The 16,395-nt window shown below is 72.8% G+C and carries 13 protein-coding genes; 9 read left to right on the top strand and 4 right to left on the bottom strand.

Features of this window, described 5'->3' with window-relative positions:
• Positions 1 to 25: 25 nt before the first annotated feature.
• From ACFO6V_RS11250 to ACFO6V_RS11235, 4 genes are all read left to right on the top strand, one after another.
• Positions 26 to 1,210, top strand: a complete 1,185-nt coding sequence (locus ACFO6V_RS11250; RefSeq protein WP_377135335.1) for a glycosyltransferase family 4 protein — start codon at positions 26 to 28, stop codon at positions 1,208 to 1,210.
• A 62-nt stretch (positions 1,211 to 1,272) separates the two neighbouring features.
• Positions 1,273 to 2,484 carry a DUF1972 domain-containing protein gene (locus ACFO6V_RS11245; RefSeq protein WP_377135333.1) on the top strand — a complete coding sequence of 404 codons (1,212 nt, stop codon included), beginning with the start codon at positions 1,273 to 1,275 and terminating at the stop codon, positions 2,482 to 2,484.
• Entirely contained in the window at positions 2,477 to 3,208 is a 732-nt protein-coding gene (locus ACFO6V_RS11240; RefSeq protein ID WP_377135331.1) for a CDP-alcohol phosphatidyltransferase family protein, read from the top strand. Before ACFO6V_RS11245 ends, ACFO6V_RS11240 begins: the two co-directional genes overlap by 8 nt.
• On the top strand, positions 3,205 to 4,098 hold the full coding sequence (locus ACFO6V_RS11235) for a glycosyltransferase family 2 protein (RefSeq protein ID WP_377135329.1): 894 nt from the start codon (positions 3,205 to 3,207) through the stop codon (positions 4,096 to 4,098). Before ACFO6V_RS11240 ends, ACFO6V_RS11235 begins: the two co-directional genes overlap by 4 nt.
• Before the next feature lie 103 nt (positions 4,099 to 4,201).
• On the opposite strand, the gene ACFO6V_RS11230 is transcribed toward ACFO6V_RS11235, so the two are convergent.
• From ACFO6V_RS11230 to ACFO6V_RS11215, 4 genes are read right to left on the bottom strand one after another with little or no spacing between them, the layout of a single operon-like run.
• Positions 4,202 to 5,221, bottom strand: a complete 1,020-nt coding sequence (locus ACFO6V_RS11230; protein ID WP_377135327.1) for a glycosyltransferase family 4 protein — start codon at positions 5,219 to 5,221, stop codon at positions 4,202 to 4,204.
• Positions 5,222 to 5,271: 50 nt separating this feature from the next.
• Positions 5,272 to 6,582, bottom strand: coding sequence for a lipopolysaccharide biosynthesis protein (locus ACFO6V_RS11225; protein WP_377135325.1), 1,311 nt, complete (start codon positions 6,580 to 6,582; stop codon positions 5,272 to 5,274).
• Entirely contained in the window at positions 6,579 to 7,619 is a 1,041-nt protein-coding gene (locus tag ACFO6V_RS11220) for a glycosyltransferase (protein ID WP_377135323.1), read from the bottom strand. Before ACFO6V_RS11220 ends, ACFO6V_RS11225 begins: the two co-directional genes overlap by 4 nt.
• On the bottom strand, positions 7,616 to 8,857 hold the full coding sequence (locus tag ACFO6V_RS11215; RefSeq protein WP_377135321.1) for a glycosyltransferase family 4 protein: 1,242 nt from the start codon (positions 8,855 to 8,857) through the stop codon (positions 7,616 to 7,618). Before ACFO6V_RS11215 ends, ACFO6V_RS11220 begins: the two co-directional genes overlap by 4 nt.
• 91 nt (positions 8,858 to 8,948) lie before the next feature.
• Here ACFO6V_RS11215 and ACFO6V_RS11210 point away from each other — a divergent pair, with 91 nt between their 5' ends.
• From ACFO6V_RS11210 to ACFO6V_RS11190, 5 genes are all read left to right on the top strand, one after another.
• Positions 8,949 to 9,899 (top strand): glycosyltransferase family 2 protein, encoded by a 951-nt coding sequence (locus ACFO6V_RS11210; RefSeq protein WP_377135319.1) that lies wholly within the window; start codon positions 8,949 to 8,951, stop codon positions 9,897 to 9,899.
• A gap of 54 nt (positions 9,900 to 9,953) precedes the next feature.
• On the top strand, positions 9,954 to 10,646 hold the full coding sequence (locus ACFO6V_RS11205) for a hypothetical protein (protein WP_377135317.1): 693 nt from the start codon (positions 9,954 to 9,956) through the stop codon (positions 10,644 to 10,646).
• A gap of 148 nt (positions 10,647 to 10,794) precedes the next feature.
• Positions 10,795 to 14,088 carry a LamG-like jellyroll fold domain-containing protein gene (locus ACFO6V_RS11200; protein WP_377135315.1) on the top strand — a complete coding sequence of 1,098 codons (3,294 nt, stop codon included), beginning with the start codon at positions 10,795 to 10,797 and terminating at the stop codon, positions 14,086 to 14,088.
• A complete protein-coding gene (locus tag ACFO6V_RS11195) occupies positions 14,085 to 15,341 on the top strand; it encodes a hypothetical protein (protein WP_377135313.1) in 1,257 nt (418 codons plus the stop codon). The genes ACFO6V_RS11200 and ACFO6V_RS11195 overlap by 4 nt, the downstream gene beginning before the upstream one ends.
• Positions 15,338 to 16,366, top strand: a complete 1,029-nt coding sequence (locus ACFO6V_RS11190; protein ID WP_377135310.1) for an acyltransferase family protein — start codon at positions 15,338 to 15,340, stop codon at positions 16,364 to 16,366. Before ACFO6V_RS11195 ends, ACFO6V_RS11190 begins: the two co-directional genes overlap by 4 nt.
• Positions 16,367 to 16,395 lie beyond the last annotated feature (29 nt).

Genomic DNA, 16,395 nt, shown 5'->3' with positions numbered 1-16,395 from the left:
TGTCCGGCTGGCACAGTTGGCGATCATGACGACGGTTCTTCTCGCGCACGCCTCCGTGGAGCTCTACGGCTCCGACCTCCAGCTGGTCGAGACCGCGGCCGGATGTGTCGACGCCGGAGCGGACGTCGTCGTCGTGCTGCCTGGCGACGGACCGCTGGCCGAGCGGATGCGCGACGTCGGAGCGCGGGTGGAGACGCTCGACATGCCGGTGCTCCGCAAGGCGCACCTGACGCCGCGGGGCATCGTCGCGCTGGGGGTCGCCACGCTGCGGGCGCTCGGCCCGATGACACGGCTGATCCGCCGCGTGCGGCCGGACACCGTCCTCGTCAACACGCTGACCATTCCCGCGTGGCTGGCCGCCGCCCGGCTCGCCGGGGTGGCGCCCGTGTGCCACGTGCACGAGGCGGAGGCCGACGCGCGGTGGGTGGTCCGGGTGGGGCTCGCGGCTCCGCTCCTGCTCGCCCGCGCCGTCGTCGTGAACTCGGCCGCGGCGCGCGACGTCGTCGTGTCGGCGGTCCCGGCGCTGCGGCGGCGTACGCGTGTGGTCTACAACGGCGTGCCGGGGCCGCCGGAGGTGCCCGTGGCCGGCAGCGGTGCGGACGGCGGTGCGGACGGCCGTGCGGACGCGGCCCCTGGGTCGGCGCACGTGGTCCTGGTCGGGCGCCTGTCGCCGCGCAAGGGGTCCGACGTGGCGCTCGAGGCGGTGGCGCTCCTGCGGGGCACCGGCCGGGACGTGCGGCTGACGCTGTGCGGCTCGGTGTTCGCGGGCTACGAGTGGTTCGAGGACCAGCTCCGGGTCCGGGCCGCCGCGGACGACCTGGCAGGCGCCGTCGACCTCGTGGGGTACGCGGACCCGTGGGAGTGGTTCGCGCGGGGCGACGTCGTCGTCGTGCCGTCGCGCGTGGAGCCGTTCGGGAACGTGGCGGTCCAGGCGATGCTCGCCGGGCGCCCCGTCGTGGCGAGCCGCACGCAGGGGCTCGCCGAGATCGTCAAGGACGGGGAGACCGGCCTGCTCGTGCGGCCGGACGACCCGGTGGCCCTCGCCGACGCGATCGCCGAGCTGCTCGACGACCCGGCGCGGGCGTCCACGCTGGCGGCCGCCGGCCGGCAGGACGCCACCGAGCGGTTCGGCGCGCAGCGGTACCGGGCGCAGATGGGGCGTCTGCTGGTTGTCCGACGTGCTGTAGTCCGGGTGGCGCCGGAGGGGTGAAATGGCATGTTCACCCACCCTTCGGGGTGTTCCGGGCAACTAACGCGACCTACGCTCCCGACATGCCTCCGAAACCCCTGCATGTCGCGATGGTCGGCACCCGTGGTGTCCCGGCCCGATATGGGGGGTTCGAGACGGCCGTCGAGGAGATCGGGTCCCGGCTCGCCGCGCGCGGGCATCGGGTCCGGATCTACTGCCGTCGTGGTCCCGAAGCGGAGGGCCCGGCCCCCACGGAGTACCTGGGCACGGAGCTCGTCACGCTGCCCGCGGCGCGACGGCGCTCCCTGGAGACGCTGAGCCACACCGCGCTCTCGGTGGCGCACCTGGCGCGGCACCGCACGGACGTGGCGTTCGTGTTCAACGCGGCCAACGCGCCGCTGCTGCCCGTGCTGCGCGCTGCCCGCATCCCGGTCGCGACGCATGTCGACGGGCTGGAGTGGCGGCGCGCCAAGTGGGGCCCCACCGGGCAGCGCTACTACCGCGCCGCCGAGACGGCGGCCGTGCGGCTCTCCGACGCACTGATCGCCGACGCCCAGGGCATCGCCGACTACTACCGCGACGAGTACGGCGCGGACAGCCGCCTCATCACGTACGGCGCCCCCGACCTCACCGACGTGGGCCACGACCGCCTCGCCGAGCTCGGCCTGACCCCGAACGGCTACCACCTCGTGGTCGCGCGGTTCGAGCCGGAGAACCACGTCGACGTCATCGTCGAGGGGTACGTCGCCGGCGACGCCGTCCGCCCGCTCGTGGTCGTCGGCTCCGCGCCGTACTCGCACGGGTACACCCGGCGGATCTCCGACCTCGCCGCGAGCGACCCCCGGGTCCGCCTGCTCGGCGGCGTCTGGGACCAGGACCTGCTCGACCAGCTCTACGCGGGGGCCCTCACCTACCTGCACGGGCACTCGGTCGGCGGGACCAACCCGTCGCTGCTCCGCGCGATCGGCGGCGGCACGGCGACCGCCGCGTACGACGTCGGGTTCAACCACGACGTCCTCGGGGACGCCGGACGGTACTTCCGCACGCCCGCCGACGTCGCCGCGCGGCTCGCCGAGGCCGAGGACGACGTCGCCGGGTGCGCGGACCGGGGCAAGGCCCTCGCCGAGCGTGCGACCGCCTACGACTGGGACCTCGTCGCCGACGGCTACGAGCAGCTCGCCCACGACCTCGCTGCCCGGCGGACGCCCGGGCCGAAGCGCCTCGCACGACGTCGGAACGCCCCCGAGTGGGCATGGTCGGGAACGATGGCGGGAACGGTGGCATCCGATGACTGAGACTCTCCGTGAGCCGTACAGCGCGGTCCTGGCCCGGCTGGGCGGCGCGCAGAAGGGCGCCGCACGCGGCGCGCCCGCATACTCCCGGTTCGTGAACCGCCGCATCGGCAGGTACCTCGCCGCGGCCGCGTACAAGCTCGGCCTGACCCCGAATGCGGTCACCGGCGTCAGCGCGCTCTTCACGTTCAGCGGCATCGCACTGCTCGTCGCGCTGCCGCCCTCCTGGGGCCAGGGCGTCGCCGTCACCCTGCTGCTCGTGCTCGGCTACGCCTGGGACTCGGCCGACGGCCAGGTCGCGCGCCTCACCGGCCTCGGCAGCCCCGCGGGCGAGTGGCTCGACCACGTGGTCGACGCGATCAAGGTGGTGACCCTCCCGCTGGCGCTCGCGGTGGGCCTCGTGGTGCACGACGTCGTCGACCTCGTCTGGCTGGTCGTCCCGCTCGTCTCGGTCGTCGTCAGCAGCGTCCTGTTCTTCGCGATGATCCTCACCGACCAGCTCCGCCGCGCGCACGGCGTGCAGTCGGTGGCGCCCACCGAGGGCCGCTTCCCCTGGCTCCGGTCCGTCCTGGTGCTGCCGACCGACTACGGCGTGCTGTGCTGGACGTTCCTGCTGCTCGGCGCGCCGCAGGTCTTCCTGTGGGTCTATGCGGCGATCACCGCCTGCACCCTCGGGTTCCTGGCGCTCGCGCTGGTCAAGTGGTTCCGCGAGGTGCGCGCGCTGTGAGCGGGCTCGACGACGTAGCCCTCGTCGTCGTCAGCTACGGCTCGTCGGGCCTGCTCGCGGCGAACCTGCCGCGCACCGTCGGGGACAGCGGCGTGCGGGTGGTCGTCGTGGACAGCTTCAGCGACGCGGGGGAGCGGGCCGCCGTGACGCGCCTGGCCGCCGAGCAGGGCTGGGAGCTTCTGACGCCGGCGACGAACGTCGGGTTCGGCGGCGGCTCGAACCTCGGCGCGGCGCACGCGCTCGCAGCCGGGTCCCGCGTCCTGGTGTTCCTCAACCCTGACGCGTGGACCGACCCGGCGGGCCTGGCGGCGCTCGCCTCGGCGGCGCGGTCCGGGGAGCGGATGCTCGTCGCCCCCCGGATCCTGCGGCCCGACGGCGAGGTCTACTCCCGCGGTCTCACCTACCTGCACCGCGCGGACGGCACCATGAGCGGCCGCTCCACCGCGCCCGACGACGTGCCGTGGCTCAGCGGGGCCTGCCTCGCCGTCGGGGCCGAGCTCTGGGCCGACCTCGGCGGGTTCGACGATGACTACTTCCTGTACTGGGAGGACGTCGACCTGTCGTGGAGGGCCACGGCGCTCGGGGCCCGGCTCGAGGTGGTCGACGATGCGCACGTGGTGCACGACGAGGGCGGGACCCAGGAGTCCCGGGGCCGGGCCAAGAGCGAGACGTACTACCGGTACGACATCCGCAACCGGATGCTGTTCGCGGCCAAGAACCTCGCCCCGGCCGATGTCCGGCAGTGGCGGCGCACACTGCCGAGAGCCGCGCGGGCGGTGGCGCTGCGCGGCGGGCGGCGACAGTTCGTCGAGGGGATCGGGCCGTGGCGCGGGGTGGCGCGGGGCATGCTGGAGGCGCTGATGATGGCCGGGCCTCGGGGGAAACCGTAGGAATCCGGAGTCTGTTGCTCTGCGTAGACGATGTCTACGTAGAGCAACAGACCTCGCGGACGTACTACTTCCCCCGGTCCTCGCCGGCCCCGAGCGGAACCAGTCAGCCGAGAGCGATCGTGCGTAGTGCGTCGCACATGACGGTCGTCGAGTGCTTGGCGACCACGTGCTCGCGCGCGGCCCGGCCCATCTGAGCCGCCCGGTCGTGGTCCTCGAGCAGCCCGAGCACTGCCGCGGCCATCGCCTCCGGATACTCCGGGGGCACCAGCTCGCCGGTCTCGCCCGGCAGCACGTAGTCCTCCATCCCCGGGGTGTCGCAGGTGACGACTGGCCGGGCGCACGCGCCGGCCTCCAGCGCCACCGTCATGCCCGAGACGTGCGAGTTGGGGCGCGTCGCGATCGCTACCACGGACGCGCGCGCGAACAGCCGGCGCACCTCGTCGTGCGGGATGAACTCGTGCCGCTCGACGCCCGCGGGCACCGGCAGCGTGCTCTTGGAGCCGACGACGACCCGGACGTCGGGCCGGGCCCGCAGCACGAGCTCCAGCGCCGCGTACAGGGTCTCGGGATCCCGGTCGCGGTCGCCGCCGATGCTCGCGATCAGCGGTTGCTCCGGGTAGGGCGACGGCGCGTAGAACTCCGTGTCCACCCCGAACGGCAGGTGGTGGACGGGCGGGTGGCTCTTGCCCAGCCAGGCCTCCACCTGCTCGACCTGCGGGCGGGCGAGGGTCCAGAGCACATCCATGCTCCGCAGCGCGGTGCGCGCTGCGCGTATCGCGGGCGTCGCGGCGCCCGCCTCGACGGCGTCGGTCGCCCAGATGACGCCGCAGGCGTGACGGCGGGCTCGCACCTGGGAGCGCATGGCGACCGCCAGCGACTCCTCCCAGGTGATCGCGAGATCCGCCTGCGGACCGCCGAGCGCAGGCAGAGCCAGCCCGCGGGCGTACGCCTGCGTGGCGAGGCGGGACGCGGGCGGGACCTCGCGGTCCGTCAGCGTGAGGCCGGGCGCCGCGAGACCGTCGAGTCCGTACGGCCAGCGGCTGGGCACGGGGCTTTCCGCGTGGCGCTCGGCCCAGCGGGCCACGCCCCGGCCCTCGGGGAAGACGACTCCGACGTCGACCATGGGTTCAGCTCCTCGTATCCGTCGGGGTCATGTCTGTCACGCGCACCGGGTCACGCCTGCCGCGCCATGGACCGGCGCACCCACAGCGCGTTGGGGATCACCTGGCACACCAGCACGGACACCGACGTCGCCCACACGGGGCCGGCCGCGCCGAGGTGCGGGATCGCCCACCAGCTCAGGGCGAGGTTCAGGGGGATCATCAGCACGATCGGGAGCACCTGCGCCCGCAGGCCGGGGCCGTCGGTCATGTACATGCCCACGGGGTATTTGGCTGCCTGCAGCACCGTGAACACGACGAACGCGGCGACGATCGACAGGGTGAGGCCGAACTCGCCGCCGGTCACGAGCGGGACCACCACAGGCAGCAGGACGGCCAGGACCAGCGCCAGCACGATGCCCGCCACGACGAACACCCCGGTGGCCCGGAAGGGCGAGGCCTTGACGGACTGGCTCCGGGCCCGCGCGAAGTGGGGCCACAGCGCGACGCCGGCCGTCGCCACCGCCGCGAGCACGACGCCGAAGAGCTGCGACGCGAGGTTGTACCGCGCGAGGTCCAGGGGCGTGCCCTGGTGGCTCAGCAGGATCCGGCCGGTCTGCATGGCGATCGGCAGCGAGATCATCTGCACGAGCATGGGCCACGCGGTGTCGAACACGGGGACCCCGGGGACGGTCCGGAGCCGTGGCACGTCCCGGAACGCGGCACCGACCTGGGGCCGGACCAGGCGGGACGCGGCGATGAGCAGCACCACCGCCACGACGGCCGCCGCGGCGTAGGAGGCGACGGCGAGGAAGGTGCCCGAACCGTTCCCGGTCAGCAGGACCAGGAGCACGCCCGCCATCACCAGCGGCGCGGTGAGCCCGGTGAGCGCGATCTGCAGGGCGTTGCGGCCGAGCCCCACCAGGATCCGCGCGCCGACGCCGAGCGGCAGCGCCAGGCCGAGGATCACTACGCACAACGTCGCGGTGGCCGCGCCGCCGTCGAGCAGCCCGGGGCCGAGCAGCATCGGCCACCAGCCGAGCAGCCCGAGCAGGGCGCCGATGGTGGCGATCACGAGGCCCGAGCAGAGCATCACCCGGAAGGCACTGGTCAGCGTCCTGCGCACGACGAGGTCGGTGTCGACCCGGTCCGTCGACGCCATGGCGTTGACCACCACGGCGGCCACGCCCAGGTCCGCGAACGGGATCAGCGCGGGCAGGGACGTCAGGAGCCCGTACTGGGCGTACTGGGCGACACCGAACTGCTCGATGATCAGGCGCGCGGTCACCATCCCGAGCAGTCCGGAGAGGCCGGTCACGACCACCTGGACGACCGCGCTGTTGCCGACGGAGCGCCAGGGCGCGCCCACCCGGGCCGTGCTCACGAGGATGCCCTGGAGCGGGGCGCGGCAGACCGCTCGCGGGACCCCGCACGTGACAGCGCCAGGCGATAGATCGCCAGGTGCGCCTGCCCGGCGTCGTCCCACTCGCGTGCGCTCAGGTCCGGGGACGCGGCGCGGGGCTCCCGGGCCGCCGCGAGGGCGGCCTCGATGGCCTCGCCCGTCAGGTCCCCGGTGAAGGTGTGGATCCAGCCCGGCCCGACCTCCGCCGCCAGGTCGGCGTTGACCGGCGTGTCCGGGACGAGGACCGGTCGGTCGAGCGAGATCGCGGCCAGGACCGTCCCCGAGTTGTGCATGAACCGGTAGGGCAGCACGACGAGCTCGGCAGAGGTCACCGCAGCGACGAGATCGTCGTCCGACAGGTAGTCGAACCGCAGGCTGACCCGCGGGTCGTCGTAGGCCAGGGCGGAGACGGTGACCACGAGCTCCTGGGACGACGCGGCACCCGCGATGTCGAGCGTGAGTGAGTCATCGGCGACGGACCGGAACGCCTCGACCAGCCCCTCGACCCCCTTGTACCGCCGGACGAGGCCGACGTACTGGAGCCGGCCGGGCACCATCGGCGAGCGCGGGCCGGTGTACCAGTCGCGGTAGTGCCCGTGCGGGATGGTGGTGCTCGGCCCGGAGCACTCGGTGCGGTCGTTCAGCACTATGCGGTGCGTCGTGAGCCGGTCGAACCAGCGCAGCAGGAGCCGCTGGGCGCCGCTGGCGTCGGCCGGCAGCTCGACGTTGTGCACGGTGCGGACCACTGGCGTGCGGGCGATCGTGAGCCTCGCGAGGAGCAGGGCGGCGAGCACCCAGCGCACGAGGCGGCCCGTGAACCGCCGTCCACCGAGCCCGAGGATCGTCTCCGGCCAGTGCAGGTGCACCACCGAGTACCGCCCGAGCAGGGCCGCCCGCGCGGAGAACGGCACGACCTCCATACCCGGCGTCCGGCGCAGGGCCCCCGTGAGCATCGTGATGTACGGGTTGGTGGTGGGCCGCGGCTCGCCGTGCGAGGTCAGGACGCGGACGGTGCTCACGCGGCGCTCCCGGTGGGTGCGCCGGTTTCGACGGCGGCGGCGTCGGTGGCCGTCCGGTAGAGGCGCGTGACGACGTCCGGCAGCCGGGAGACGGACCACCGGCCGGACGGTGTGCCCGGGGTGGTGGCGGCCTCGGCGAGCCGGGCCGCCAGGTGCCCGACCACGTCGCCCTCGAGATCGGCAGGCCGGGCGTTGGAGCCGGCCAGGAGCGGGACGCCCCCGAGCGGCAGGCACACCACGGGGCGCCCGAGGGCGCTCGCCTCGGCCGCCACCCAGCCGGCCTGGTCGTGCATCGACGGGAACAGCATCGCGTCGCACCCGGCGATCGCGTCGAGGACCTCGGCCCGCGGCCGGTGCCCGTGGAAGACGACGCGATCGGTCACACCCCGCCGTCCGGCGAGTTGTTCGAGCGCCGGGCGCTCGTACCCCGTGCCGTAGACGTGCAGCTCCCAGCCGGGGGTACGCGCGAGCGCCTCGATCGCGAGCCGCCCGCCCTTCCAGGCCAGCAGCCGGCCGACGAACACTGCGCGCCGAGCGTGCGGAGCGGACTCGCGCTCCGGTCCGGGCCGAGCCGGCCGGGCGCGGTCCGGCAGATCGTCGTCGAGCGCGGCGTTCGGCTCCACGACCACGTGCCGGGCCCGGCGGAACCGGTGCGCGACGTCCTCGTTCTGCGCGACGACGACGGTCGCACGCCGGGCGGCGGCGTCGCCCCACACGGCCCGCAGCGGCGCGGTGAGCACGCCGCGGAGCAGCTCCGTGACCGTTCCACGCAGCCCGAGCCAGCGCACCAGGCGCAGGGGGATGACGCTCGCGCCGCCGACCGGACCCCAGACGACGGGCAGGTCTCGGACCCGCGCCAGACCGCAGGGCAGCCAGTCGTTCGCGAAGGTCACATGGTGGCCGACGTCGAACGGCACGGCCCGGTGCAGCTCGGCGGCACGCCGGGCCAGTGCGCGCTGCCAGAGCGCGTAGTACCAGTACACGTCGCTGCCGCGGCGCTTGCGGGCGAGCACCCGGTCGGACAGGTCGAGGTACTCGACGGTCAGGCGCTCGGCGAGCTCCGGCTCGCTCGCGAGCTCTGCTGTGATCGCGGGGGCGAACCTGTGCCGGGTGATCACGTGCACCCGGTGGGACCTGGCCGCCGCCCGGGCGAACGCCCAGCCTGCTGCGGCTTCCGGCTCGTCACCGGGCCCACACGCATAGGCGCTCATCAGGACGCGCGGGTGAACCTGCTGCACGAGTCTCGGCTCTCCAGAGGATCAAGGGGGCGGGCCACGCTACGGTAACTGCCGGATCAGCCGTAGTGGTGCCTGGGAAGGGGTGATTGTGGTGGGTGAAGTTCGGACGGAACGGTTGGTTGTCGCCGTGCTCACCTACCGGCGCCCGGAGCGGATCGCGGCACTCGTCCCCCTGCTCGTGGATCAGGCGGGTGACCTGACGCGCCGGGCCGAAGGCGTCGAGGCGAGCGTGCTGGTGATCGACAACGATCCGGCAGGTGCCGGCGCGGCTGCGGTGGCCGGGCTCGGCGCGGCCGCCGTCGTCGAGCCCGAGCCTGGCATCTCCGCCGCCCGGAACCGGGCGCTGCGCGCCGCGGACGATCACGACCTGCTCGTGTTCGTGGACGACGACGAGCTGCCGCACGCCGACTGGCTGTACGCCCTCCACGCGACGTACCGCGCGACCGGAGCTGCCGCCGTCGCGGGGCCCGTGGTGTCCCGGTACGCGGCCGAGCCCGAACCGTGGGTCGTCGCCGGCGGCTTCTACGACCGCGCCCACCGCGGCGGGCTCCGCACCGGTGACCAGGTCAGGAGTGCCGCGACGAACAACCTCCTGCTCGACCTGCGGGTGGTCCGGCGGGCGGGCCTCGCGTTCGATCCCGCCCTGGGGCTCTCGGGCGGCGAGGACACGCTCTTCACGAGCGCGCTGACCGCCGCAGGCGGTCACATCGTCTGGTGCGCCGAGGCCGTCGTGTCCGACGTCGTTCCCGTCGACCGGCTCACCCGCCCCTACCTGCTCGCGCGCACCGCGGGGCTCGCGAACGCGTCGGCGCGCGTGGCGCTCATGCTGGCACCGGGCCGAGGACGGCGGGCCGTGCTGCGGGCGCGCACCCTTGCGGCGGGGCTGGCCCGGGGGATCCTCGGGGCGCTGCAGGTAGCCCGCGGCGCGGCGCGGCGCGACATCGCCCAGGACGCGCGGGGCCGGCGATCGCTCGCGAGGTCCCGGGGCGAGCTGCTCGCGGCGTTCGGCAGGGTGCTCCTGCCGTACGCGCGGCAGGGGTGAACTCCGCCAGAACACCGGCTTCGCGGTCCTCCACGCGGCTACGCTCCAAAGATCATGTCTGCAACCTCTCTCCTCACCCGACGTCGGCTCCTGCTCGGCGTGATCGTGCTCGTCCTGGCGGTCGCGGCCGTCGTGGCAGTGATCGCGCTGCGGTCCGACGCCGACCCGACGGCCGGTAACACGCCCTCCACGAGCCCAACGGCGTCGTCGGGAACGGATGCCGGGAGCGATCCCGAGGTGAGCGAGTCCGGAGCCGGCGACGACGAGCAGCCCGGCGACGCTCCGTCCGATGATCTGGCCGGCGACGACCCGACAGACGCCGAGCCCGGCGGCGCGGCAGAACCTGCTGCCCGCGAGACGCTCGACCCGGTGCCGTTCGGCGACGAGGTGACGCCCCAGCGGGGCGTCACCGTAGCGGTGCCGAAGGTCGAGGAGGTGACCGGTGAGGCGAACACCCCCGGCGAGGTGGGCGGCCCGGCGCTCCGGTTCACGGTCGACGTCACGAACGGCACGGGCAAGACGCTCGATCTGCGGACCGTCGTGGTGAACGCCTACTACGGCCCCGACCGCACCCCGGCATCGCCCCTGCTCAAGCCGGGCGGCAAGGCCTTCGAGTCGGAGGTCGGCGACGGTGACACCGCCCGCGGGGTGTTCGTCTTCAACGTCCCGGCCGAGTTCCAGGACAAGGTCGAGCTCGAGATCGATCCGCGGATCGACGCGCCGATCGCGATCTTCACGGGCGCCTGAGGCACCCGAGATCACCCGCGATTCACCCCGATTTGACCGCGCCGACTGGCGTGTCCGCAATTAGCGTGATGAGCAGTCAGTTCTACAGGTCCCATATCGCCCGGCGGCTCAGCGATCCGGCGGGACCTTGTCTCCCAGTGAGGTAGTCGTGTCCCATCGAACTCTGTCCGGCCGGCGGGCATCCGCCGTTCTCGCGAGCGTCACGCTCGTGGTCGCATCCTTCGTGGCCGCGCCGACGGCATCGGCCGTCAAGCAGGCCCCCGCGGACACCGCGGTAGCGGCAGCGGTCGCCGATGATCCTGCCACCGTGTCCGCGGACGCCCTGCCGACCGTCCAGGTCGACGGGATCGTGTGGAAGCAGGTCATCGTCGGGAACACGGTGTACGTCGGCGGTGAGTTCCAGAACGCCCGGCCAGCCGGGGCAGCTCCTGGCACGAACCAGGTGCCCCGCACGAACCTGCTGGCCTACAACCTGACGACCGGCGCACTGATCACGTCGTTCAACCACACGCTGAACGGCAACGTCACCGACCTGGCGGCGTCGCCGGACGGGACGCGGCTCTACGCGGTGGGCGGGTTCACGACGGTCGACGGCGTCGCCCGCAACCGCATCGTCGCGTTCAACCTGCCGACCGGCACCCTGAACACGTCGTTCGCCCCGACCCCGAACGGCAACACGAAGGCCGTCGCGGCCACCAACACCACCGTCTACTTCGGTGGGTGGTTCGGCGGCGTCAACGGCGCCACGCGCTACCGCGTGGCGGCCGTGAACGCGTCGAACGGCGCCCTGCGCCCAGGGTTCGTGCCGGTCGTCGACGACCGGCAGGTGCAGTCGATCGTCGTGTCGCCGGACGAGCAGTCCGTCGCGATCTCCGGGACGTTCACCTCGGTCAACTCCGACACGCAGAACGGCTACGGCATCGCGTGGCTCGACGCCGCCACGGGCGCCACGCGCAACCTCCCGATCAACCACACCGAGATCCGCAACGCCGGAGACAACTCCAGCATCCTGCGCCTGGCGACCGACGGCGAGGCCTGGTACGGCGTCGGCTGGCACTACGGCAGGGGTGGCACCACCGAGGGCACCTTCAAGGCGAGCTGGACCGACGGCACGCTGATCTGGCTCGAGGACTGCCACGGCGACACCTACGACGTGGCACCGGTGGGCAACGTCGTCTACACCGCCAGCCACAAGCACTACTGCGGCAACAGCGGCGGGTTCCCGCAGACGAACCCGTGGAACTTCTACCACTCGACCGCCTGGATCAACGAGGTGCGCGGCACCAACACCAAGGACATCTGGGGATACCCCGACCACCCGGGCACACCGCGCCCGGAGCTCCTGACCTGGCACCCCCTGACCGACGTCGGGACGTACTCCGGGAAGGAGCAGGCCGTCTGGACGGTCTCCGGCAACGCGGACTACGTGGTGTACGGCGGCGAGTTCCCGAAGGTGAACGGCGTCGGGCAGCAGGGGATCGTCCGGTACGCGAAGCGCTCCAGCGCCCCGAACAACGTGGGCCCGGTCGACTCCGGCGCGACGATCAACCCGACGGTGGCCTCCGTCTCGGGGGGTTCCGTCCGCATCAACCTGACCACCACGTGGGACCGCGACGACGAGGCCCTCACGTACCGGATCTACCGCGACTCGGAGGCGAACGCGCCAGTCTTCGAGGAGACGATCGCCACCAAGTTCTGGCTGCCGCAGAAGCGGACCGCGCGGGACACCGGCCTCGCGGCAGGCTCGGAGCACAGCTACCGCCTGACGGTCACCGACCCGTCGGGCAACGTGAAGCGTTCGGACTGGGTGCCCGTCACCGTGTCGAGCACTCCGTCCAGCGACTACGCGGACACCGTGATCCAGGACGGCGCCGCCAACTTCTGGCGCCTCGGCGAGCCACTGGGTGCGACCCCGACCTACGACTGGGCGGGCGGGGCGGACCTCACCGTGCCGTCGGCCGTCCGGCTCGGCACCGCCGGCGCCATCGCCGGTGACCCGAACACCGCCGCGACGTTCCAGAACTCCTCGTCGAGCAGGCTCGTCGCCAGCAGTGCCAATATCGCCCCCGCGCCGAACACGTTCACGGTCGAGGCCTGGATCAAGGGCACCGGCACGGGCCGGATCGTCGGCTATGGCAACAACAACAGCGCCACGGGTACCTCCAGCTCCACCGACCGGCTCTTCTACGTCGACGCCGGCGGCCGGCTCTCGTTCGGCGTGAACAGCGGCAGCAGGCTCACGCTCCGGTCCCCGGCCCGGGTGGACAACGGCGCCTGGCACCACGTGGTCGGCACGCTCGGCTCGAACGGCATGCAGCTCTTCGTCGACGGCGTCCGCGTCGCCAACCGGGCCGACATCACCTCAGGCCAGGCCTACAACGGCTACTGGCGGATCGGGGCCGACACCCTCAGCGGCTGGCCCAACCGTTCCCTCCTGGGCGGCGACCGGTACACCGGCGCTATCGACGACGTCGCGGTCTACCCGACCGTGCTGTCCGCCGCCGCCGTGCAGGACCACTACACGGTCGCGGTGAGCGGCGGTCGGCCGAACCGGCTGCCGGTCGCGGACGCCGCGGCGAGCATCCACGGCTTCGACCTCGAGGTCGACGGCCGGGGATCGTCCGATCCCGACGGTCCGCTCGCGTCCTACGCCTGGAACTTCGGTGACGGCGCGACGGGCACCGGCGCGCAGGCCACCCACACCTACGCCGCCCCCGGCACGTACACCGTGACCCTCACGGTGACCGACGCCGACGGTGCGACCGATCAGGACACCGTCCAGGTCGAGGCGACGGCGCCCGCCGAGTTCGCCGTCGACGACTTCGCCCGGTCCGTGTCCGGCTCCTGGGGTGAGGCTCCGATAGGCGGTCCCTGGACGCTCTCCGGCGGGGCGTCGAACTTCTCGGTCGCTGGTGGCGAGGGCCTCATGGCGCTCCCCGCGGCGGGGAGCAACCGGAAGGCACAGCTGCAGGGCGTGTCGGTCGGGGACGTGGAGATCAAGAGCGCGCTCACCCTGGACGAGATCTCCGACGGCGGTGGCACGTTCGTCTCCCTGACCGGACGCACCGGCGGGTTCAGCAGCGAGTACCGGGCGAAGGTCTGGGTCAAGTCGACCGGGGCGGTCCAGCTCCAGCTCGTCTCCCTGCAGTCCACGGAGACGACGCTGGCCGCCGCCAACATCACCGGTCTCACGGCCGCTGCCGGTGAGAAGCTCTCCGTCCGGATGCAGGTCACGGGCTCGGCGCCGACCACGATCCGGGCGAAGGTGTGGAGGGCAGGAACCGCCGAGCCGGCAGCCTGGCAGCTCACCGCGACCAACTCGATACCCGAGCTGCAGGACGCCGGTGGCGTCGGCTACGCGGTGAGCAACGCGGGCAGCGTCACGACCGGTGCGAACATCGTCCGGCTCGACGACCTGTGGGCTGGACCGCCCGCGCCGTGACGTCGAGCCCCGTCGAGACGACCCCGGCCCTCCCGTCCCTTCCGGGGCGGGAGGGCTGGGGCGTTGCTACGACGTGGCTGGCGCTGCTCTGCCTCGTTCTCACGGGGATGCGTTTCGACCTGTCCTTCGGCCTCACCGCAGGGCTCGCGCTCACCGTGGTGCTCCTGCCGCTGTGGGTGCCGTGGGTGCGCAGCTCCCGGTGGATCACCTGGATGGTCGTGCTGGGGGTGGCCTCGGCGACCGGGAGCGTCTGGCTCACGCTCTGGCACAGCGACACGCGGGGTGTGTCCACCGCCGGTCTCCTGGAGTCCGTCTTCGGCGTGCTGGGGCTCGTGTGCGGCATCGTCTGTGTCCTGTGGGCGCGCAGCCGCTCCTCGATAGGGGTGGTGGGAGCCGTGTTCGGCATCGGGCTGCTGCTCGGGATCAACCCGGCCGGCGGCACGTTCGCCGAGAACCCCTGGCGCTTCGGTTTCTCGCTGCCGGTCACCGTCATCGTCCTCGCCATCGTGACGCGGTGGCGCAGACGGTGGCTCGACGTCATCGCCGTGCTCGCGCTCGCGGGCGTCTCCGCGCTCAACGGCGGACGCTCGACGAGCGCCATCCTGCTGCTGGTCGCGCTGCTCGTCGTATGGCAGTCGTGGGGGAGACCGGCGTCGTCCAAGCTCGCGGCAATCCGGACCCTGATCCTGTTCGGGATGCTCGCGTTCGGAACGTACCTCTCGGTCCAGGCCGCAATCCTGGAGGGCGCGCTCGGCGAGAGTGCGCAGCTCCGTACCGAGCTCCAGCTGTCGACGTCGGGCACCCTGATCACCGGTGGCAGGCCGGAGATCGGTGCCACCCTGGCGCTGATGGCCGAGTCGCCGGGCGGGTTCGGCGGCGGGGCCGTCCCGAACATGACCGACGTCCTCGTGGCCAAGTCCGGCATGTCCGCCATCGGGTACGACCCGAACAACGGGTACGTCGAGAACTACATGTTCGGCAGCGGGTTCGAGGTGCACTCGGTGATCGGCGACCTGTGGGCCTGGTGCGGCATCCCCGGACTTGCCCTGGCCGTCGTGCTGCTGGTCTTCCTCGTGACGCGCACGGCGGTGCTCACCACAGGACGAGCGGCCTCCGCGCTGCTGCTGTTCCTCGGCGTGAAGTCGATCTGGAACCTGCTGTTCGCCCCGCTCGAGAGCGCGCTGACCGTGCTCGTCCTCGCCGTGGCGCTGATGGCGCCCCTGGCCCTCCAGAAGAGGCGGACGGACGAATGACCGGCACTCCCGGCCGTGAGGTCTGGATCGACGCCGGCCGGGGGATCGCGGTACTCCTGGTCGTGCTGTACCACGCGGCGCGCTGGTTCGAGGTGGCCGGGTGGGAGCAGCTCAACGACTACGTGTCCTCCGTGCGCATGCCGTTCTTCTTCGTGATCTCGGGCATGCTCGCCTACCGCATCGGAGTGGTGGCCCCGGTCGGGACGACGTGGCGTGCGCTGTGGGACCGCCGGCTGAGCCTCTACCTGTGGGTCTTCGTGATCTGGGAGGCCATCGGCACGGCGTGCTACCTGATCGGGTTCGCCCTGCGCGGGACCCCGCTCGGGTTCGGCCCCATGCTGCGCGACCTGCTCCTGTCGCCGGTCCGCCCGCAGTTCGAGCTGTGGTTCATCTGGGCGCTCGCGCTCTTCTGCGTCGCCGCGCGGCTCCTGCGGTCCGTCGACTGGCGCTGGCACCTGCTCGCCGCCGCCGTCCCGTCGGTCATCGCGCTGACCGACGGCTTCGACCTCGGCAACGTCGGCTGGAACGGCGCGCTCAAGTACTACGTGTTCTTCGTCTGCGGCATGCACCTGCGCGGGCTGCTGCTCGCGTTCGCCCGGACGCCCTGGCCGGTGCGGACCGGCCTGCTGGCCGGCTGGGCCGTCCTGGCCGCCGTCGTGGAGACGACGGGGCTCCGGTCCTTCGTCGGGGTGTACTTCGCCCTGTGCGTCGTCGGGATCCTCGCCGGCGTCGCACTGGGGACCTTCCTCGCCCGGAGCGCCGGCCTGGTGCGGATCGGGGCTGCGACGCTGCCGGTCTACCTCGGCCACACGCCCGTGATCATCCTGGGCTCGTCGCTGGTCTTCGCGCTGACCGGGTCGACGGTCCTGCCGGACGTCGTCGGCCTTCTCGTGGTGCCGGTCGCCGCGGCGATCGCGATCGCGCTCTCGCGGCTCCTGCACGGGTGGACCGCCTCCGGCCCGCTGCGCTACCTCTACGTCGCCCCGGAGTGGCTCCGTCGGGGTGAGCACGTCCCACGGCGCTGACGTCGCGCGGTCCGGCCGCCACCACTGGT

Source organism: Promicromonospora alba (assembly GCF_042654905.1).
In the GTDB taxonomy this organism is placed as follows: Bacteria; Actinomycetota; Actinomycetes; order Actinomycetales; family Cellulomonadaceae; genus Promicromonospora; species Promicromonospora alba.
This window is presented reverse-complemented; position numbering and strand designations above follow the sequence as displayed.

Excerpts from the sequence above, each read along its gene's own strand:
- ACFO6V_RS11230 (WP_377135327.1), bottom strand. The coding sequence starts at position 5,221 with ATGGTCGACGTCGGAGTCGTCTTCCCCGAGGGCCGGGGCGTGGCCCGC.
- ACFO6V_RS11240 (WP_377135331.1), top strand. The coding sequence starts at position 2,477 with ATGACTGAGACTCTCCGTGAGCCGTACAGCGCGGTCCTGGCCCGGCTG.
- ACFO6V_RS11245 (WP_377135333.1), top strand. The coding sequence starts at position 1,273 with ATGCCTCCGAAACCCCTGCATGTCGCGATGGTCGGCACCCGTGGTGTC.
- ACFO6V_RS11250 (WP_377135335.1), top strand. The coding sequence starts at position 26 with ATGACGACGGTTCTTCTCGCGCACGCCTCCGTGGAGCTCTACGGCTCC.
- ACFO6V_RS11190 (WP_377135310.1), top strand. The coding sequence starts at position 15,338 with ATGACCGGCACTCCCGGCCGTGAGGTCTGGATCGACGCCGGCCGGGGG.
- ACFO6V_RS11205 (WP_377135317.1), top strand. The coding sequence starts at position 9,954 with ATGTCTGCAACCTCTCTCCTCACCCGACGTCGGCTCCTGCTCGGCGTG.